Origin of the sequence: Pseudooceanicola sp. HF7, from assembly GCF_011806405.1 — a bacterium.
In the GTDB taxonomy this organism is placed as follows: Bacteria; Pseudomonadota; Alphaproteobacteria; order Rhodobacterales; family Rhodobacteraceae; genus Pseudooceanicola.
Genome location: NZ_JAATOW010000009.1, coordinates 39,535 through 56,536, shown reverse-complemented (window position 1 = coordinate 56,536; position 17,002 = coordinate 39,535). Strand labels below are relative to the sequence as shown.

Below are 17,002 nucleotides of genomic sequence, written 5' to 3'. Positions count from 1 at the left end.
CTCAGCCTTTCATCACGTTGACGTCTTCCACGGCGATGGTGCCGCGGTTGCGGAAGAAGCAGACCAGGATGGCAAGCCCGATCGCGGCTTCCGCAGCCGCCACCGTCAGCACGAAGAGCGTGAAGACCTGACCGGCGAGATCCCCCAGGAAACTGGAGAAGGCCACCAGGTTGATGTTCACCGACAGCAGGATGAGCTCGATGCTCATCAGCAGGATGATCACGTTCTTTCGGTTCAGGAATATCCCGAAGATGCCGATGACGAACAGCGTCGCCGCGACGGTCAGGTAATGTTCGATTCCGATCATGTCCCTCGGTCCCTCAATTCTTTCTGGCTGCCCGTCCCAGGGTTCTGGCCCCGGCGGCGGCTTGGTCCGGTGCGTTCAGGCTCAAAGCCCCTGCCCCGGTTTCACATCTTTCAGTTCCATCGCCTTGGCCGGATCACGCCACATCTGCTGCAGCACGTCCTGACGCTTGATGTCCTGACGGTGGCGCAGGGTCAGCACGATGGCCCCGATCATCGCCACCAGCAGCACCAGGCCGGCCAGTTGGAAGGCCAGGAAGTAGCGGTCGTAAAGCAGCAGACCCAGGGCGGCGGTATTGGTCATCCCCTCGGGGGTCACGGCGGTCCGGGCGGCCTGAGCGCCTTCCGCGGCGGTCCAGTTGCCGAAGGCGATGCCGAATTGCATCAGCAGGATCAACCCGATCAGCAGGGCCAGCGGCATGTACTTTGCCATCTCTGCCTTGAGCTCGGCGAAGTCGACATCCAGCATCATGACCACGAAGAGGAAGAGCACCGCGACCGCGCCCACGTAGACGATGATCAGCAGCATCGCGACGAACTCCGCCCCGAGCAGCACGAAAAGCCCCGCCGCAGAGAGGAAGGTCATGATCAGCCAGAGCACCGAGTGCACGGGATTCCGCGAAACCACGGTGAAAAGCCCCCCGACAATCGCGCAGAGCGCGAAGAGGTAGAAGGAGAAGGCGGCGACAGTCATGTCTCATCATCCTCTTGTTCGTCCATGACCTCCTTGGCAAGCGCAGCGGCTCGGGTCATGGCGGGTATACCGGCGAACATCGACATCTGTGCGATGGCCTCGGCGATTTCCTGTTTCTTGGCGCCCGCCTCAAGGAGGTGGCGCACCGTGATGCGCAACTGGCTGTCCGCCTGCGCGCCTTGCATCGTCAGACCGGCCAGCACCAGCATCAGCCGGGTCTTGCTGTCCAGGCCGTCGCGGTTGAAGCTCTTGCCGAAGGTGAATTCCATCCACTCCTTCGGCATCGTCGGCCAGAGCGCCTCGAACCCCTTGGGATTGAAGTTCTCCAGCGCCGGATTCATCGACTTGGCCATGTCCTGCGCCTGCTGGATGAAATACTCGAACGGATTCAGGGGATCAGCCATGGTGACCTCCCCCGGTCCGAAGACCCTCATCGGCGCCGCGTGCCCGGATATGGCGAAGCACGAGTTTCATCGGTAGGGCGCATCCAGCTCGAGGTTGCGCGCGATCTCTGCTTCCCAGCGTTCGCCGTTATCCAGCAGCTTCTGCTTGTCGTAGAACAGCTCTTCGCGGGTCTCGGTGGCGAATTCGAAGTTCGGCCCCTCGACGATCGCGTCCACCGGGCAGGCTTCCTGGCAGAAGCCGCAGTAGATGCACTTGGTCATGTCGATGTCGTAGCGCGTGGTGCGGCGGCTGCCGTCTTCGCGCGGTTCGGCATCGATGGTGATGGCCTGCGCCGGGCAGATCGCTTCGCACAGCTTGCAGGCGATGCAGCGCTCTTCCCCGTTGGGATAGCGGCGCAGCGCGTGTTCACCGCGGAAACGGGGCGACAGGGGCCCCTTTTCGTGCGGGTAGTTCAGCGTTGCCTTCGGCTTGAAGAAGTACTTCAGCCCCATCTTGAACCCTTTGAACATGTCAAAGAGCAGGAAGTATTTGGCGGCGCGGGTATAGTCGACGCTGGCCATGAGGCTATCCTCCAATTCCCAGGTTGGTCTCGCCGGCCTTGCCATGCGATGCCCAAGTCGTTTCGTAATCGCTTTGCAGCGCAATATCCCCGAGGCGTGCCTCGGTCGTCTTTTCCACCTCGTAGTAGAGGTAGACTTGGCCTTCAGGGAAATTCTCCTTGAAGCGCAGGCGGTGTCCCGTCTCTGCCGGATCCGGCAGGGCCATGTGCTGCGGTTCCGGCAGCGGCGTCTTCTTGATCGCGCGGCAGTCGACCAGGTTGCAGTGCGCCATCCGGCGCCAGAAGGTCCAGACCAGTTCCGGATTGAACTGGTAGAACCCGTGCCCCATCCATCCGTTCATCCCGTTGGCAGAGACCAGGCGACCGCCCGGCTTCAGCATCTTGAACAGGTTCTCAAGCGCCTGCGGCACATTGAAGACATGTTCGATCGTGCCACCGTCGAAGATGAAGCCGAACTGGTTTTCTAGCTGCGCCGGAACGGGGCGGTTCAGATCCTGCAGGATCGCCGCGCCCTCGTAATCGGAAAAGTCCATCGTCTCGATCTCGCCAAAGCCGAGCTTGCGCATCAGCGTCTCGCAGAAACCGTCCTCTTGCAGGTAGTCGAAGCGCCGCCCCTCCAGCCCATGCTGGGCCAGGGAACTTTCGTAGCGCTTCGCGAACTTGCTCTGGATCGAGAAACCCTGGCGGCCAAGCATCAGGCTCCGGCCTTCCGGCCGGAAGCGTGATGACAGCTCGCAGAGCCTGTCGAACAGAACGTAGTCGATACCCAAGGATCAGCCTCCGATCATCCAGCGGGCATAGGCACCGCCGAAAAGTTCGAACTTGGCAAGGAAGGCAACCAGGACCACCCAGATCAGCGACATGGGAAGGAAAACCTTCCAGCCGATCCGCATGAGCTGGTCGTAGCGGTAGCGGGGCACGACGGCCTTCACCATGGCGAAGACGAAGAAGACCATGAGCGCCTTGGCGAAGAACCACAGGAAGCCATCGGGCAGACCCGGGATCGGGGATAGCCAGCCGCCGAAGAACAGCAGGGTCATCAGCGCGCACATCAAAACGATGGCCACGTATTCCCCGATCATGAAGAGCAGGAAGGGCGTGGAGCTGTATTCAACCTGGTAACCGGCCACCAGTTCGGATTCCGCTTCGGGAAGGTCGAAGGGCGGGCGGTTGGTCTCTGCCAGGGCAGAGATCAGGAACAGGAAGACCATCGGGAAGTGCGGCAGCCAGTACCACGAGAACAGGCCATAACCGCCGTCCTGAGCCCGCACGATATCGGAGAAGTTCATCGACCCGGTGGAGATGATCACGCCGATGATGATCAGGCCGATCGAGACCTCGTAGGAAATCATCTGTGCAGCGGAGCGCAGCGAACCAAGGAACGGATACTTGGAGTTGGACGCCCAGCCCCCCATGATCACGCCGTAGACCTCAAGCGAGGAGATCGCGAAGACATAGAGGATGGCGACGTTGATATCTGCCAGCACCCAGCCTTCGTTGAAGGGGATCACGGCCCAGGCGATCATCGCCAGCACGAAGCTGAGCATCGGCGCCAGCAGGAAGACGAACTTGTCAGCGCCCGCCGGGATCACCACTTCCTTGGTGATGTACTTCAGGAAGTCGGCAAAACTTTGCAGCAGCCCGAAGAAGCCCACCACGTTCGGCCCGCGACGCAGCTGGACAGCCGCCCAGATCTTGCGGTCACCGTAAAGGAGGAAGGCAAGGCACACCAGCAGCGGCACCACGATCAGAAGGATCTGGCCGATGATCAGCAGCAGGATGCCTAGCGGGTTGGAGGTAAAGAAATCAGCCATATGTCCTCACACCGTCGGTATTCCGTTCCGCGCGCAGCGGCGCGACGACGACTTCTGCATCGTTGATCTTCGCGCCCGCCAGCCGGGCTTGCGAGACGGTATAAACCGCATCTGCCTGCCGGTGACCAGTGCGTTCAGAGACATTTGTGTGCAGATGTCTTGCAAATCCGTTGCCACGAAAGACCCTGCCCTGCAACGCTGCGCAAACCGGGTTTTTCACGTGCATTTCAATTCCGTATCCGACAGGACGCCGGGTCCGGACCGCGCCGGACCGGGCGGCCGGGCGACGGCCCTGCCGCCGGTCGGCACTGGCCCATATGATCTTCGCTCCGGTCATTCCGCAGCCATCGGCGCGGCTTTGCGTTCGGCGGCCATGCGGGACAGTTCCGCCATGACTTCCGAAGCGCGCGCGATCGGGTTGGACAGGTAGAAGTCCCGGATCGGCAGTTCGAAGGCGCCGTGACCCAGATCGCTGAACGCGGGCAGCGAGAAGGTGTTTTCCGGCACCAGGTCGATCTGCGCCAGCAGGGGCTGTTCCGCGATCAGCTTCTGGCGAAGCTGGGCCAGGCTGTCGTAGGGCAGCACGGCGTCAAGTTCCGCGGACAGTGCCCGCAGGATCGCCCAGTTCTCCTTGGCCTGACCGGGCGCGAAGCCCGCGCGCATTGCCAGCTGGGGACGCCCCTCGGTGTTGACGAACAGACCGTTTTCCTCGGTATAGGCGGCGCCGGGCAGGATCACATCCGCGCGGTGTGCGCCACGATCCCCGTGGGAGCCCTGGTAGATCACGAAGGGACCTGCGGGGATCTCGATCTCATCCGCTCCGAGGTTATAGATCACCTCGGCGCCAAGCGCTTCCTCGATACCGCCGTCACAGACCGCACCGACGTCCAGCGCGCCGACGCGGGCCGCTGCCGTGTGCAGGACCAGCAGCTTGCCGTTGGTCTTCTGCACCAGGTCCATGGCCGCACCCAGAACCGCGGCGCCGTCTTCGCCGCTGACGGCGCCCATGCCGAGCACGACGATATGCGCCTTGTCCTTGATGTCTTCGTAGGTTTCGTTCGCCAGCTCGACAAGCGCGTCACGACCCTCGCCCAAATGATCGTAGTCGTAGGTCAGATCGACCTGCGCGCCGATCAGGCTGACAGAAGAGCCGTTCAGCCAGGCCTTGCGGATCCGGGCGTTCAGCACGGGGGCTTCGACCGCCGGGTTCGCGCCGATGATGGTCACGTGTTCGGCGGTATCCAGATCCTCGATCGTCGCGGTGCCGGCATAGGCAGAGCGGTTGTCGGCGGGCAGTTTCGCACCGTCGGTCCGGCATTCCACGAAACCGCCCAGCCCTTCGACCAGCGACTTGAGCGCAAAGACTGCTTCAACCGGGGCAAGGTCGCCGACCAGGCCGGAAACCTTCTTGCCCTTCATCGCCGTCGCAGCAGCTTCAAGCGCTTCGGGCCAGGTGGCGGGCTTGAGCTTGCCGTCGACGCGCACATAGGGCTTGTCCAAGCGCTGGCGGCGCAGGCCATCCCAGATGAAGCGCGTCTTGTCGGAAATCCATTCCTCGTTCACGCCATCGTTGTTGCGCGGCAGGACCCGCATCACTTCGCGGCCCTTGGTGTCCACGCGGATGTTGGAGCCAAGCGCATCCATCACGTCCACGGTCTCTGTCTTGGACAGTTCCCAGGGACGCGCGGTGAAGGCGTAAGGCTTGGAGACCAGAGCACCAACCGGGCAGAGGTCGATGATGTTGCCCTGCAGGTTCGAGTGCAGCGTCTCGTTCAGGTAAGAGGTGATCTCTGCATCTTCGCCGCGACCGGTCTGGCCCATCTGGGTGATCCCGGCGACCTCAGTCGTGAAGCGCACGCAACGGGTGCAGGAAATGCAGCGCGTCATGTGGGTTTCGACCAGCGGGCCAAGATCCAGGTCCTCGGTCGCGCGCTTGGGTTCGCGGTACCGCGAGAAGTCGACGCCATAGGCCATGGCCTGGTCCTGCAGGTCGCATTCACCACCCTGGTCGCAGATCGGGCAATCCAGCGGGTGGTTGATCAGCAGGAATTCCATGACCCCTTCGCGGGCCTTCTTGACCATCGGAGAGTTGGTCTTGACCACGGGCGGCGCACCGTCGGGACCGGGCCGCAGATCCTTGACCTGCATCGCGCAGGAGGCCGCCGGCTTGGGCGGGCCGCCGACGACTTCGACCAGGCACATCCGGCAGTTGCCAGCGATGGAAAGCCGCTCGTGGTAGCAGAAGCGCGGCACCTCGATCCCGACCTGCTCACAGGCCTGAATCAGCGTCAGCGCCGGATCTACCTCGATCTCCTGGTCGTCGATGATGATCTTACGAAGGTCAGCCATGGGTGCTCACTTTTCTTTCAGCAGGACGCCGATCTGGCTGCTGCGCGCAATTTCAAGCTCACCGAGCTTGCACAGGTCCGCCGTGTCGTCCGGATTCAATCCGAGGGATTTCGCATAATTTTCGCCCAGCTCGCGCCAGCGCACGCGCTCTTCGTCAGCGGTGGCGTACTCCTCGATCTCTTCCGTGGTATAGCCCATGGCCAGCGCGTCGTTGCGCAGCTGGTTGAGAAAGAGAAGGCCCTTGACCATCCGCGCGTCGATCGAAGAGCAGCGCTCGCCGATTTCCGCGGCAATGGCAACCCAGAGCATGTTCTGGTCGATTTCCTCGACCTGGCTCAGGGGCTGGCGCGCCTGCGCCACGGAAGCCGTGGCAACCAGGGCCGTCACGCAGACGGCCATCACGCGGCGGGCGATGCGGGTCGATTTCAGTACTGTCATCTCTTCACGTCCTTTTACGAAAGCAGAGCTTTCGTAAAAGGGCACGAGGCGGCGGTTATGCAATAACCACCCCGCTGACAGGCGCGACATGAGACGGGTTCCGCTTATGCGGCACGCCCGCCCTGCCCGCCTGACAGGTGCAAAGGGATATGCAGAGGGTCTTACCATCCGACGCAACTTCCGCTCATCAGAAGGTCGCCCTTGTCGGAGAAGACAAGCTGCGGGTCGGTGGCATCCGGGCCCAGGGTCCAGGTCTTTTCCGAGTTGCCGTAGTACTTGATGCAGTACTTGTTGGCCTCGTAACGCCCGGCTTCCCGCGCGCCGACAAGGCTCTTGCGGGCATCCTTCACCGCGATGGTGAAATTGTGCGGATTGGTTTCATCGGCACTGAGATTGGCTGCGAAATAGACGCCGTCAAACGCGGGGTCCCCCCGGTCGCGACGCAGGCTGTCACAGCCCGCAAGCGCCAGGGCGGCAAGCCCGGCCAGGGCCGCCGACCGCAGCGAGATATGAGGAAGGAAGGTGCTCACGATCACTCTGCCGCCAGAATGGTGGTGGAGCGGCCGGTCTTCTGTTTCTTGATCCGGTCCTCGATCTCATCACGGAAGTGACGGATCAGGCCCTGGATCGGCCAGGCCGCCGCATCACCAAGCGCACAGATCGTGTGACCCTCAACCTGCTTGGTCACGTCCAGCAGCATGTCGATTTCCTCGACCTCGGCTTCGCCGGTCACGAGGCGATCCATGACGCGCATCATCCAGCCCGTACCTTCGCGGCAGGGCGTGCACTGGCCGCAGCTCTCGTGCTTGAAGAATTTGCTCAGGCGCCAGACGGCCTTCACGACGTCGACGGAGTTATCCATGACGATCATGCAGCCGGTGCCGAAGGAGGACTTGTTCTCGCGCATCCAGTCGAAATCGAAGATCGCGTCTTCCAGCTGGGACTTGGGCAGCACCGGGCAGGACGCCCCGCCGGGGATGATGGCCTTGAGGTTGTCCCAGCCGCCGCGAATGCCGCCGCCGTGGTGTTCGATGATCTCGCGCACGGAAAGCGACATGCTTTCTTCGAAGACGCAGGGGGTGTTCACGTGGCCGGTCAGCGCCATCAGCTTGGTGCCAGCGTTGTTCGGACGGCCGAAGGAGCTGAACCATTCCGGGCCGCGGCGCAGGATGGTCGGGCAGACGGCAATGGATTCGACGTTGTTCACCGTAGTCGGGCAGCCATAAAGGCCGGCACCAGCCGGGAACGGCGGCTTCATCCGGGGCATGCCCTTCTTGCCTTCTAGGCTTTCGATCAGGGCGGTTTCCTCGCCACAGATATAGGCGCCCGCGCCGTGGTGCAGGTAGAGATCGAAATCCCAGCCCGAGCCACAGGCGTTCCGCCCGATCAGGCCAGCGTCATAGGCTTCGTCGATCGCGGCCTGCAGCGCTTCCTTCTCGCGGATGTATTCGCCGCGAATGTAGATGTAGCAGGCATGCGCGCCCATGGCGAAGGAGGCGATCAGGGCGCCCTCGATCAGCGTATGCGGATCGTGGCGCATGATTTCGCGGTCCTTGCAGGTCGCGGGTTCGGATTCATCGGCGTTGATGACCAGGTAATGCGGCCGGCCATCATCGCCCTTGGGCATGAAGGACCACTTGAGGCCAGTCGGGAACCCTGCCCCGCCACGACCCCGCAGGCCAGAGGCCTTCATCTGGTCGACAATCCAGTCCCGGCCCTTCTCAAGAATGCCTTTGGTACCGTCCCAGTGACCGCGCGCCTGGGCGCCTTTCAGCGACCGGTCATGCATGCCGTAGAGGTTGGTAAAGATGCGATCTTCGTCCTTGAGCATGTCTTACCCTTTGTCATCCCGGCGCGCGCGCCAGATTTGCAATGTCACCACCAGGGCCCAGATCAGGGCCGCGATGGCAGCAAAATCGAACAGGAAGGCATAGCGGGGCGGAAGCCCCAGTTTGCCACCCATGAACTGTACACCCATCCAGAGAACCATGGTCGCTGCGATCACGATCCCCACCATGCGCGCCTTGCGCGCCTGGGCCATTTCCTTGCTGCGGTCCTGGGTCATGGTCTTCATTCCCCTGCACCGTCTTTGTCATACGTCTTCGCCTGGCCGGCCCAGTCTTCTTTCAGCGCACGCGCCTTGAGGCCCGGCCGATCCGCATCGAGCTTGTCCAGGGCGGCCTCGTCCAGCCTTGCCAGCTGAGCGAAACTCAGGATGCCACCGGCATTCAGGGTCTTCTGGAACCGCGGTCCCAGCCCCTTGATCTGCGTCAGGTCATCCGCCTTGGCTTTCGCCGCCTTCTTCTTCGCCGCCGGCTTCTTTGCCTTGGTCTTTGTCGCAGGAGCCTGCTTTTCAGGGGCCTCTGCCGCAGGCGTCTTCGCCGCGGGTTGCTTCGGCAGGCTTGTGCCCGGCGCCGGTTCTCCCACCGGCGTGTGCACGGCATCCGGGGCCTGGAAGCTGACGCCCTGCACCGGCCCTTTGCCGCCGCCGCCCCCGCCGCACACCAGGCGCAGCAGAACCAGGCAAGCCACCGCGGACAGGACAAACGCCGGAACCAACGCCAGCAGGAACGGCATCGCCCCCGAGAAGGCCACGGTGAAGGCAACCGCCATCACCAGGCCAAGCCCGAGGCAGGTGTTCCTGCAGATATCAATGGTTCCCGTCATCTGTCCGCTCTGTCCCTTGCGGTCTTGTCCGTTCTAACTTAGCTTTCGTCACCCGTTTTCGGGGTGCCGGTCTTCTTCGCCTTGGCTTCCTGTTCGGTCACGCCGGTCTCATCGACCTCTTCGCCCTCTGCCGGGCGCGGTTCCTTGGCGGCAATCTCTTCTTCGCTCGGCGTTTCCACCGGCGCTTCCTGCAGCCAGGGCGTCAGAATCGGAACTTCGGTGCCGTCGATCCGCTTGACCGTATCGCCGATCTCGAGGGCGAGCGCGACGCTGGCGTTATGCTCCATCCGGTCTTCGGCATATTTCTTGAGCGCCACCGGACCGCCCAGCGGTTCCGCAGAGAAACGGCCGTTCTGCGGGCCCGGCACCGGAACCGCTCCTGCGGACAGCTTGTCCAGCAGGTCCGCGAAGCCCTCGGTGGTCAGGTCCTCGTAATAATCCTTGCCGATCTGGGCCATGGGCGCGTTGGTGCAGGCGCCAAGGCATTCGACCTCTTCCCAGGTGAACTTGCCATCCGCCGACAGCGTGTGCGGCTTGGGCGAAATCTTTTCCTTGCAGACCGCGATCAGGTCCTCTGCCCCGCATATCATGCAGGTCGTGGTCCCGCAGATCTGGACGTTGGCGATGGATCCGGTCGGTTGCAGTTGGAACATGAAGTAGAAGGTCGCCACCTCGAGCACGCGGATCTCCGCCATGTCGAGCATGTTGGCCACGTATTCGATCGCCGGCTTGGACAGCCAGCCTTCCTGTTCCTGGGCGCGCCAGAGCAGCGGAATCACGGCCGAGGCCTGACGGCCTTCCGGATACTTGCTGATCTGGGCTTCGGCCCACTTCAGGTTCGCCTCTGTGTAGGCGAAGCTTTCGGGCTGGTCTTGGTGCAGGCGTCTCAGCATAGGCTCGGTGTCCCGTCCTCAGGTCCGTTCGTTGCGGGGCTTCGGGCCCCTTGTCCGTGTGGCACCGCTGGCAGCAGCGCCGAAGTCGTCACGCCGATGGGGCGCAGGGGCCAGTGGTCAGGCGCACCGCGCCATCTTCCGATCCGACCGCCATGTTCATCGCCATCCGGTACTGCGCCATGGCAATGACCTGATCGCGGGTCATGCCCGTCTGCAATTCCACCGGCAGGTAATCGCGTTCCGTGCGCAGCTCACATCCGATGGAGGCGACGGCCGCGTCGAAGTTGGCCGATTGCTGCGGGGTCACGTCAGAGGGTGGCACGGCACAGGCGGCCACCAGCGCAAGCGGCATGGCGGCGGTCAGGCCGTGGCGGATCGGGGTCCGGCTTAGGATTCTCATCGGTCCACCTCGCCGAAAACGATGTCCATCGTGCCGATGATCGCGGCGATATCGGCCAGCTGGTGACCGGAGGCCACGTGATCCATCGCCTGCAGGTGCAGGTAGCCTGGTGCGCGCAGCTTGGCGCGGTAAGGCTTGTTCGTACCATCCGCCACAAGGTAGACGCCGAATTCGCCTTTCGGCGCCTCGACGGCTGCGTAAACCTCGCCCTCGGGGACGTGGAAGCCCTCGGTGTAGAGCTTGAAGTGGTGGATCAGCGCTTCCATGGAGGTCTTCATGTCAGCGCGCTTCGGCGGCGTGATCTTGCCCCGTGCCAGCACCTCGCCGGGGTATTCCCGCAGCTTAACGATGGCCTGGCGGATGATCTTCGTGCTTTCGCGCATCTCCGCCATGCGACAGAGGTAACGGTCGTAGCAATCGCCATTCTTGCCCACGGGGATCTGGAAATCGAACTCGTCGTAGCACTCGTAGGGCTGCGCCCGACGCAGGTCCCAGGCCAGGCCGGAGCCGCGTGCCATCACGCCAGAGAAGCCCCATTGCTGGATTTCCTCTTCTGAGACGACACCGATGTCCACGTTCCGCTGCTTGAAGATCCGGTTCTCCGTCAGCAGTTCGGAGAGGTCATCCAGGAACTCGGGGAAACTGATCGCCCATTCCTCGATGTCGTCGATCAGCTTGTCGGTCAGATCCTGGTGAACGCCGCCGGGACGGAAGTAGGCCGAGTGCAGACGCGCGCCGCTGGCACGTTCGCAGAAGATCATCAGCGTTTCACGATGCTCGAAGCCCCAGAGCGGCGGGGTCAGCGCGCCGACGTCCATGGCCTGGGTGCAGACGTTCATCAGGTGGTTCATCACCCGCCCGATCTCGCAATAGAGAACACGGATCAGGGACGCGCGGCGGGGCACTTCCACGCCGGTCAGCTTTTCGATCGCCAGGCACCAGGCATGTTCCTGGTTCATCGGCGCCACGTAGTCGAGGCGGTCGAGATACGGCAGGTTCTGCAGGTAGGTCCTGCTTTCCATCAGCTTCTCGGTGCCGCGGTGAAGCAGCCCGATATGCGGATCGCAGCGCTCGACGATCTCGCCGTCAAGCTCCAGCACAAGCCGAAGCACCCCGTGCGCCGCAGGGTGCTGTGGGCCGAAGTTGATGTTGAAGTTACGGATCGACTGTTCGCCCGTCTGAGCGTCTTCGAAACCCTTGGAGCCGTCCATTACTTGGCCTCCGCTTTGTCATCGCCGGGCAGGATGTATTCGGCACCCTCCCAGGGGGACATGAAATCGAACTGGCGATATTCCTGAACCAGCTTCACCGGTTCGTAGACGACGCGCTTCATGACTTCGTCGTAGCGCACCTCGGTGTAGCCGGTGGTGGGGAAGTCCTTGCGCAGCGGATAGCCACGGAAGCCGTAGTCCGTCAGGATGCGGCGCAGGTCCGGGTGACCCGAGAAGATGATGCCGAACATGTCGAACACCTCGCGCTCGAACCAGTTGGCCGAGGGGTGGACGGACACGATCGAAGGCAGCATTTCATCCTCGCGGATGGAAACCCGCAGGCGGATGCGCTGGTTCTGGTACATCGACAGGAAGTGGTAAACCACGTCGAACCGCTTGGCGCGATCCGGGTAGTCCACGGCAGTGATGTCGACCAGGCTGGAAAAGCGGCTGTTGCTGTCCGTGCGGATAAACTCGACGAACCCGGCAATGTTTGCCGGGGCCACGTCGACGTTCAGCTCACCATGGGTCACATCCCAGGACACCACGCAATCCGGGCGTTTCAGCTCGAGATGGGCGCCAAGTTCCTTCAGGGCTTCTTCGCTCATGTCCGCTCCTTAACGCGTCAGGGTGCCGGTGCGACGGATCTTCCGCGCCAGTTGCATGATACCGTAAAGCAGTGCTTCGGCAGTGGGAGGGCAGCCGGGAACGTAGATATCCACGGGCACGATCCGGTCGCAGCCCCGCACCACGGAATAGCTGTAGTGGTAGTAGCCGCCGCCGTTGGCGCAGGAGCCCATGGAGATCACGTAACGCGGCTCCGGCATCTGGTCATAGACCTTGCGCAGGGCGGGCGCCATCTTGTTCGTCAGGGTACCGGCCACGATCATAACGTCGGACTGGCGCGGGGAGGCCCGCGGCGCGATCCCGAAGCGTTCAGCGTCATAGCGCGGCATCGAGGTGTGCATCATCTCGACGGCGCAGCAGGCCAGGCCGAAGGTCATCCAGTGAAGAGAGCCCGTCCGGGCCCAGGTGATCAGGTCCTCTGCGGTAGTCAGCAGGAAGCCCTTGTCCTGGAGCTCCTGGTTCAGGGCCTGGGTGGCGACTTCACGATCCGCACCGGCGGTGTTGGTTCCCGTCATCATTCCCATTCCAGGGCTCCTTTCTTCCACTCGTAGGCGAAGCCGATGGTCAGAACGCCCAGGAACACCATCATGGACCAGAAGCCCACCATTGAGATGTCCTTGAAGGCCACGGCCCAGGGAAACAGGAAGGCGATCTCGAGATCGAAGATGATGAACAGGATCGACACCAGGTAGAACCGGACATCGAACTTCATCCGCGCGTCATCGAAAGCGTTGAAGCCGCATTCGTAGGCACTGACTTTTTCCGGATCCGGATTTCGAACGGCGACGATCATGGCAGCGAGGATCAGGACAAGTCCAAGAACAATCGCGATGGCCAGAAAGATGAGAATGGGAAGGTATTCCCGCAGCATCTCTTCCACGAATGGCTCCTTTCATGGGCGGCAGGGTCTCATGGGGACCCGCAGGGCTGTGACGGGTTTTACGCCTGCCCCCCGGCAGGGTCAACCGAGCGAGGACGTTTTCGATACCCGGATTTGTCTGTGACCGGACTTCGTAAACATTTGAATACCAATCATTTGCACTCTCCGGTAGCGGTTAACGCCGCGTTGCCGCATTGGCAGCAATTCACGACGGAATCACTCGGATATTCATGACGGAATCACTCGGGTTTGCCCGGCGCCTCGGGCATCTGAACGAGCTCTTTGCCGCAAGTTGCCTCAGGTGCGACAAATTCCCGGAAAGAGAGAGGCGCGATGGCCGGCCTGAACGACCCCTCTTGGCGCGTCAGGGGGTGCCGGGTGCTGCCGGAAGCGGGAAGACCCCCTCCTGGAAAAGCCCTCTGCCGGGAAGGGGTTCGCAGGCGGCAAAGCTCTCTCTCGAGGTGATGCGCGAATACCATGCGGCGGTTTCGGGAAAACCCTCCAGTGACGCGTAATGCAGCGCCATCCAGACAGCCTGTCCAAGGGCGATATCTGCCGCAGAGAAACCGCTGGTCAGCAGGTAGTCGCGATTTTCCACCGGAGTGGACAGGCGCCCCTCGATCGCGGCGAAGCACTGGCGCAGGCTGGCAAGCTCCCGGTCGAGAAGCGTTTGCGAGCGCTCCTCGGCGGGACAGACCTGGTAATGCAGGACCAGCGCAACGACGTGCTGGGTCACGGTTTCCGCGAAGTGCAGCCAGACCAGCCAGTCCGGGCGGTCCAGGTCCCCAAGCGGACGTCCCAGCCCCCGCTGCGGAAAGCGTTCACAGAGGATCTCGGTGATTGCGCCGCTTTCGAAGTAGTAGTCGCCATCCATCTCCAGCGCGGGAACACGGCCCGCGGGTGAACAGGACAGGAATTGTGGATCGCGCAGCGAGGCATCGAAGGCGTGGATCGCCAGTTCGAACGGCGCGTCGAGCTCGGTCAGCAACCAAAGCACGCGCATGGAGCGGGTTCCGGGGCAATGATGCAGGACGATCATTCCGGGACGCCCGTACTGGAACGTCGCGGATCGAAGCAGTGTCGTGTTTTCTTGACCATGGGCCTGACAATAGCTGGTCGCGGCCTGTCGGCAAGCGGTCGCGGCGCCTTGCCCCTGCGTCAGCGACGGCCCACGTGGTCGTATTGCCCCGGGGATGCACCCTGCGTCCGGGCAGTCTACTTGCCCCTGCCCCTCGACAAACCGGCAATTCCCCCCACATGAAAGGCAAGGAACCGGAGACCCACATGAAAAACCTTGCCGCCGCCGCCCTGGCCCTTGCCACGCTCACCCTTCCCGCCAAAGCCGAACAGGTGGGCGAAGTCGGCGTCGACTGGGTTGGCAACGATATCGTCGTTGAGGCCATCGCCGACCCGGACGTCAAAGGCGTGACCTGCCATATCGCCTATTTCGACCGCAGCTTCATCGACCGGATTTCAAAGGGAAACTGGTTCGAGGATCCGTCGAACTCCTCCATCTCCTGCCGCCAGACAGGCCCGATCGAGGTCGGTGATATCGACCGCAGCCAGGACGGAGAGGACGTTTTCCGCGCCTCGCGCTCGATCATCCTGAAGTCGCTGCGCGTGAAGCGGATCTATGACGAGGCCAACAGGACCCTGATCTACCTGGCACATGCGGCAGAGCTGACCGACGGGTCGGCCAAGCTATCGATGTCGACGGTTCCGCTTTACGGCTCGGAATAATCAGCGATCGCACGGGCCTCAAAAAGGCCGGCAGCGCGCGCGCGTCCAGATCGCAGGCCCTTCAGCTCTGCCCCTGCCAGACAGAGCCCACTTCCGCCCGGATGATCCGCGCCACCAGCGCGCAGTCTTCCAGTGAGAACGTCAGGGGCAGACGCATGTCCAGGATCCCCTTCAGGATCCGGTCGCTTTTCGGCATCGGCGCGTGGTCTGCATAGCGCCAGCTGTCATAGCGAGACGTGTAGCCCTGCGGCTCTGCATCGCCGAACCACTTCAGCTCCACCCCCCGTGCCTTGCAGCGCGCGACAACCTCGCGGATCACGTCTGCGCTCCAGTCCAGCAGCAGGAACTGGATAGACGAGCCGACAAAGGTTTCCGCAGCCGGACGGTCGATCAGCGTCAGGCCCGGCGTGCCACCAAGCCCATCTTCGACCACCTCATAGCGTGCATTCCAGGCCGCGCATTGATCAGCCAGCCGCGCCAGCTGAGGCCGCAGGATCGCGGCCCGCAGATTGTCCATCCTGCCGGAAATGTTGGGCGTGTCGTATTTGACCCGTTCGAAGACCTCCGGCTCAGGCGCGGCCAGGTGGCGGTCGTAAAGCATGTAGCTGCCCGACAGGATCACCGCCCTGGCAGCCACCTCCGGATCATCGGTCACCAGGAAGCCGCCCTCACCGGAGTTCACGTGCTTGTAAGTCTGCGTCGAATAGCAGCCCACCAGCCCGTGGCGCCCACTTGGCACACCGTTCCAGCTGGCGCCCATCGTGTGGGCACAATCCTCGATCACCAAAAGACCGGCCTTGTCGCAGATCTCCATCAGGCGATCCATGTCGCAGATATGACCGCGCATGTGGCTGAGAAGCAGGACCTTCGCGCTGTCCGCCTTGGCGGCAAGATCATCCAGGTCGATCACCAACCCTTCGGTCACGCCCACGTAGATGGGTGCGCCCCCCAGTGCTGCAATCGCTCCCGGCACCGGGGCCAGCGTAAAGGCATTGGTCAGCACCTTGTCACCGGGCTGAACGCCCACGGCCCGCAGCGCGGTAGAGATCGCATGACCACCGGAACACAACGCCAGCGCATAGGACGCCCCCGTCAACGCGGCGAACTCCTGCTCCAGCAGTGCCGTTTCGCCCGCTTCGTCGCCAAGAGTGTTGTAGCGGTGCAGCCGTCCGGAGCGCATCACGGCGACGGCGGCTTCGATCGCCTCTTCGGGGATCGGCTCCTGCTGGGTGAAGCTTCCGGTGAAGACCTCTGTCATGACATTCCCCTTGGGCGGATCACAGGCGCAGCCCGGCCACCGCCCCGGGCAATTCGTCGAAATGGCCAATCAGAACCTCGGGCTCCAGCGCGGCCATCTTTCCGCCATCCGGCCCAAAGGTCACGAGGATGGAGGGCACGCCCGCCGCCCTGCTGGTGTTGCGGTCCGTGTCACTGTCACCGACCAGGCAGGCGCGCGCGGGGTCACCGCCGGCGCGCAGCGCGGCCTCTCTCAGCGGGGCGGGATCGGGTTTGCGCACCGGCAGCGTGTCCGCGCCGACCAGCGCATGAAAGGCATCCAGGGCACCCATCTCCGTCAGCAGCTTGCGCGCAAGGGCTTCCGGCTTGTTGGTGCAGATCGCAACGGCGTAGCCATCGGTCTTCAGCGCTTCCACCGCCTCCATGGCGCCGGGGAAGAAGGTGGTCAGGGCAGAGGTCGATTGCCGGTAGGCATCGAGCAGGCGGGGATATTGCGCATCGATTTCGCGATCGAAGTCGCTGTGACCGACCTTTTCGAACCCGGCCCGCAGCATGGCCCTGCCCCCGCGCAATGCCACCCCGGCGTCGCCCGCATCCAGCAGGTCGCCCAGGCCAAGGTCGCGGAAACAGGCGTTCGCCGCCGCCAGAAGATCACCGCTGGTATCTGCCAGCGTCCCGTCAAGATCGAAGATTACCGCTCGCATGGTCCCTCTCGGCCGGGATCCGCGCGCATTGTTGCGACACGAAACCCAAGTTGATACCGCCGCAGGGGTCCTGCCCTTGCGC

At 62.9% G+C, this 17,002-nt stretch carries 23 protein-coding genes; 1 reads left to right on the top strand and 22 read right to left on the bottom strand.

Going from position 1 to position 17,002, the window contains the following annotated elements:
* Position 1: 1 nt before the first annotated feature.
* The 20 genes from nuoK to HCZ97_RS07100 all read right to left on the bottom strand — a co-directional run bounded on the left by nuoK (position 2) and on the right by HCZ97_RS07100 (position 14,279).
* The gene (gene nuoK, locus HCZ97_RS07195; RefSeq protein WP_167688014.1) at positions 2-307 is read right to left on the bottom strand and encodes an NADH-quinone oxidoreductase subunit NuoK; all 306 of its coding nucleotides are present in this window, start codon (positions 305-307) and stop codon (positions 2-4) included.
* Between the two features lie 81 nt (positions 308-388).
* Positions 389-997: an NADH-quinone oxidoreductase subunit J gene (locus tag HCZ97_RS07190; RefSeq protein ID WP_167688013.1), complete on the bottom strand. Its 609-nt coding sequence runs from the start codon at positions 995-997 to the stop codon at positions 389-391.
* Positions 994-1,401 carry a carboxymuconolactone decarboxylase family protein gene (locus tag HCZ97_RS07185; protein ID WP_167688012.1) on the bottom strand — a complete coding sequence of 136 codons (408 nt, stop codon included), beginning with the start codon at positions 1,399-1,401 and terminating at the stop codon, positions 994-996. Before HCZ97_RS07185 ends, HCZ97_RS07190 begins: the two co-directional genes overlap by 4 nt.
* Positions 1,402-1,467: 66 nt before the next feature.
* On the bottom strand, positions 1,468-1,962 hold the full coding sequence (nuoI, locus tag HCZ97_RS07180) for an NADH-quinone oxidoreductase subunit NuoI (RefSeq protein ID WP_167688011.1): 495 nt from the start codon (positions 1,960-1,962) through the stop codon (positions 1,468-1,470).
* A 4-nt stretch (positions 1,963-1,966) separates the two neighbouring features.
* Positions 1,967-2,731 carry a class I SAM-dependent methyltransferase gene (locus tag HCZ97_RS07175; protein WP_167688010.1) on the bottom strand — a complete coding sequence of 255 codons (765 nt, stop codon included), beginning with the start codon at positions 2,729-2,731 and terminating at the stop codon, positions 1,967-1,969.
* 3 nt (positions 2,732-2,734) lie between these two features.
* Positions 2,735-3,775 carry an NADH-quinone oxidoreductase subunit NuoH gene (gene nuoH, locus HCZ97_RS07170; protein WP_167688009.1) on the bottom strand — a complete coding sequence of 347 codons (1,041 nt, stop codon included), beginning with the start codon at positions 3,773-3,775 and terminating at the stop codon, positions 2,735-2,737.
* The gene (locus HCZ97_RS07165) at positions 3,768-3,995 is read right to left on the bottom strand and encodes a hypothetical protein (RefSeq protein WP_217701740.1); all 228 of its coding nucleotides are present in this window, start codon (positions 3,993-3,995) and stop codon (positions 3,768-3,770) included. Before HCZ97_RS07165 ends, nuoH begins: the two co-directional genes overlap by 8 nt.
* Before the next feature lie 113 nt (positions 3,996-4,108).
* Positions 4,109-6,124, bottom strand: a complete 2,016-nt coding sequence (gene nuoG, locus HCZ97_RS07160) for an NADH-quinone oxidoreductase subunit NuoG (RefSeq protein WP_167688007.1) — start codon at positions 6,122-6,124, stop codon at positions 4,109-4,111.
* A gap of 6 nt (positions 6,125-6,130) precedes the next feature.
* Entirely contained in the window at positions 6,131-6,562 is a 432-nt protein-coding gene (locus HCZ97_RS07155; RefSeq protein ID WP_167688006.1) for a DUF5333 domain-containing protein, read from the bottom strand.
* A gap of 161 nt (positions 6,563-6,723) precedes the next feature.
* Complete coding sequence (locus HCZ97_RS07150) at positions 6,724-7,092, bottom strand: hypothetical protein (RefSeq protein ID WP_167688005.1); 369 nt, start codon at positions 7,090-7,092, stop codon at positions 6,724-6,726.
* Between the two features lie 2 nt (positions 7,093-7,094).
* A complete protein-coding gene (gene nuoF / locus HCZ97_RS07145) occupies positions 7,095-8,393 on the bottom strand; it encodes an NADH-quinone oxidoreductase subunit NuoF (RefSeq protein WP_167688004.1) in 1,299 nt (432 codons plus the stop codon).
* Between the two features lie 3 nt (positions 8,394-8,396).
* Positions 8,397-8,627, bottom strand: a complete 231-nt coding sequence (locus HCZ97_RS07140; RefSeq protein WP_167688091.1) for a DUF5337 domain-containing protein — start codon at positions 8,625-8,627, stop codon at positions 8,397-8,399.
* Positions 8,628-8,632: 5 nt separating this feature from the next.
* Positions 8,633-9,175: a hypothetical protein gene (locus tag HCZ97_RS07135; protein ID WP_167688003.1), complete on the bottom strand. Its 543-nt coding sequence runs from the start codon at positions 9,173-9,175 to the stop codon at positions 8,633-8,635.
* Between the two features lie 92 nt (positions 9,176-9,267).
* Positions 9,268-10,122 (bottom strand): NADH-quinone oxidoreductase subunit NuoE, encoded by an 855-nt coding sequence (nuoE, locus tag HCZ97_RS07130; protein ID WP_167688002.1) that lies wholly within the window; start codon positions 10,120-10,122, stop codon positions 9,268-9,270.
* A gap of 88 nt (positions 10,123-10,210) precedes the next feature.
* Positions 10,211-10,522, bottom strand: a complete 312-nt coding sequence (locus HCZ97_RS07125; RefSeq protein ID WP_254871401.1) for a hypothetical protein — start codon at positions 10,520-10,522, stop codon at positions 10,211-10,213.
* On the bottom strand, positions 10,519-11,733 hold the full coding sequence (locus tag HCZ97_RS07120) for an NADH-quinone oxidoreductase subunit D (protein ID WP_167688001.1): 1,215 nt from the start codon (positions 11,731-11,733) through the stop codon (positions 10,519-10,521). Before HCZ97_RS07120 ends, HCZ97_RS07125 begins: the two co-directional genes overlap by 4 nt.
* Entirely contained in the window at positions 11,733-12,341 is a 609-nt protein-coding gene (locus HCZ97_RS07115; RefSeq protein ID WP_167688000.1) for an NADH-quinone oxidoreductase subunit C, read from the bottom strand. The genes HCZ97_RS07120 and HCZ97_RS07115 overlap by 1 nt, the downstream gene beginning before the upstream one ends.
* Positions 12,342-12,350: 9 nt before the next feature.
* Positions 12,351-12,875, bottom strand: a complete 525-nt coding sequence (locus HCZ97_RS07110) for an NADH-quinone oxidoreductase subunit B family protein (RefSeq protein WP_167688089.1) — start codon at positions 12,873-12,875, stop codon at positions 12,351-12,353.
* Entirely contained in the window at positions 12,875-13,240 is a 366-nt protein-coding gene (locus tag HCZ97_RS07105; RefSeq protein ID WP_167687999.1) for an NADH-quinone oxidoreductase subunit A, read from the bottom strand. Before HCZ97_RS07105 ends, HCZ97_RS07110 begins: the two co-directional genes overlap by 1 nt.
* Positions 13,241-13,604: 364 nt before the next feature.
* Positions 13,605-14,279 (bottom strand): glutathione S-transferase family protein, encoded by a 675-nt coding sequence (locus HCZ97_RS07100; protein ID WP_167687998.1) that lies wholly within the window; start codon positions 14,277-14,279, stop codon positions 13,605-13,607.
* A 245-nt stretch (positions 14,280-14,524) separates the two neighbouring features.
* Between HCZ97_RS07100 and HCZ97_RS07095 the strand changes: the two genes are divergently transcribed.
* Positions 14,525-14,980 carry a CreA family protein gene (locus HCZ97_RS07095; RefSeq protein WP_167687997.1) on the top strand — a complete coding sequence of 152 codons (456 nt, stop codon included), beginning with the start codon at positions 14,525-14,527 and terminating at the stop codon, positions 14,978-14,980.
* 61 nt (positions 14,981-15,041) lie between these two features.
* Here the strand turns inward: HCZ97_RS07095 and HCZ97_RS07090 are convergent, their stop codons facing one another.
* Together HCZ97_RS07090 and HCZ97_RS07085 are read right to left on the bottom strand one after the other, a co-directional pair.
* Entirely contained in the window at positions 15,042-16,238 is a 1,197-nt protein-coding gene (locus HCZ97_RS07090) for a DegT/DnrJ/EryC1/StrS aminotransferase family protein (RefSeq protein ID WP_167687996.1), read from the bottom strand.
* A gap of 19 nt (positions 16,239-16,257) precedes the next feature.
* Positions 16,258-16,920 (bottom strand): HAD-IA family hydrolase, encoded by a 663-nt coding sequence (locus HCZ97_RS07085; protein ID WP_167687995.1) that lies wholly within the window; start codon positions 16,918-16,920, stop codon positions 16,258-16,260.
* Positions 16,921-17,002 lie beyond the last annotated feature (82 nt).

Coding starts and splice junctions, on each gene's coding strand:
- HCZ97_RS07085 (WP_167687995.1), bottom strand. CDS start 16,920: ATGCGAGCGGTAATCTTCGATCTTGACGGGACGCTGGCAGATACCAGC.
- HCZ97_RS07140 (WP_167688091.1), bottom strand. CDS start 8,627: ATGACCCAGGACCGCAGCAAGGAAATGGCCCAGGCGCGCAAGGCGCGC.
- HCZ97_RS07185 (WP_167688012.1), bottom strand. CDS start 1,401: ATGGCTGATCCCCTGAATCCGTTCGAGTATTTCATCCAGCAGGCGCAG.
- HCZ97_RS07135 (WP_167688003.1), bottom strand. CDS start 9,175: ATGGCGGTTGCCTTCACCGTGGCCTTCTCGGGGGCGATGCCGTTCCTG.
- HCZ97_RS07190 (WP_167688013.1), bottom strand. CDS start 997: ATGACTGTCGCCGCCTTCTCCTTCTACCTCTTCGCGCTCTGCGCGATT.
- HCZ97_RS07155 (WP_167688006.1), bottom strand. CDS start 6,562: ATGACAGTACTGAAATCGACCCGCATCGCCCGCCGCGTGATGGCCGTC.
- HCZ97_RS07125 (WP_254871401.1), bottom strand. CDS start 10,522: ATGAGAATCCTAAGCCGGACCCCGATCCGCCACGGCCTGACCGCCGCC.
- HCZ97_RS07110 (WP_167688089.1), bottom strand. CDS start 12,875: ATGACGGGAACCAACACCGCCGGTGCGGATCGTGAAGTCGCCACCCAG.
- nuoE (WP_167688002.1), bottom strand. CDS start 10,122: ATGCTGAGACGCCTGCACCAAGACCAGCCCGAAAGCTTCGCCTACACA.
- HCZ97_RS07090 (WP_167687996.1), bottom strand. CDS start 16,238: ATGACAGAGGTCTTCACCGGAAGCTTCACCCAGCAGGAGCCGATCCCC.
- HCZ97_RS07120 (WP_167688001.1), bottom strand. CDS start 11,733: ATGGACGGCTCCAAGGGTTTCGAAGACGCTCAGACGGGCGAACAGTCG.
- nuoI (WP_167688011.1), bottom strand. CDS start 1,962: ATGGCCAGCGTCGACTATACCCGCGCCGCCAAATACTTCCTGCTCTTT.
- nuoK (WP_167688014.1), bottom strand. CDS start 307: ATGATCGGAATCGAACATTACCTGACCGTCGCGGCGACGCTGTTCGTC.
- HCZ97_RS07095 (WP_167687997.1), top strand. CDS start 14,525: ATGAAAAACCTTGCCGCCGCCGCCCTGGCCCTTGCCACGCTCACCCTT.
- nuoF (WP_167688004.1), bottom strand. CDS start 8,393: ATGCTCAAGGACGAAGATCGCATCTTTACCAACCTCTACGGCATGCAT.
- HCZ97_RS07115 (WP_167688000.1), bottom strand. CDS start 12,341: ATGAGCGAAGAAGCCCTGAAGGAACTTGGCGCCCATCTCGAGCTGAAA.
- HCZ97_RS07100 (WP_167687998.1), bottom strand. CDS start 14,279: ATGATCGTCCTGCATCATTGCCCCGGAACCCGCTCCATGCGCGTGCTT.
- nuoG (WP_167688007.1), bottom strand. CDS start 6,124: ATGGCTGACCTTCGTAAGATCATCATCGACGACCAGGAGATCGAGGTA.
- nuoH (WP_167688009.1), bottom strand. CDS start 3,775: ATGGCTGATTTCTTTACCTCCAACCCGCTAGGCATCCTGCTGCTGATC.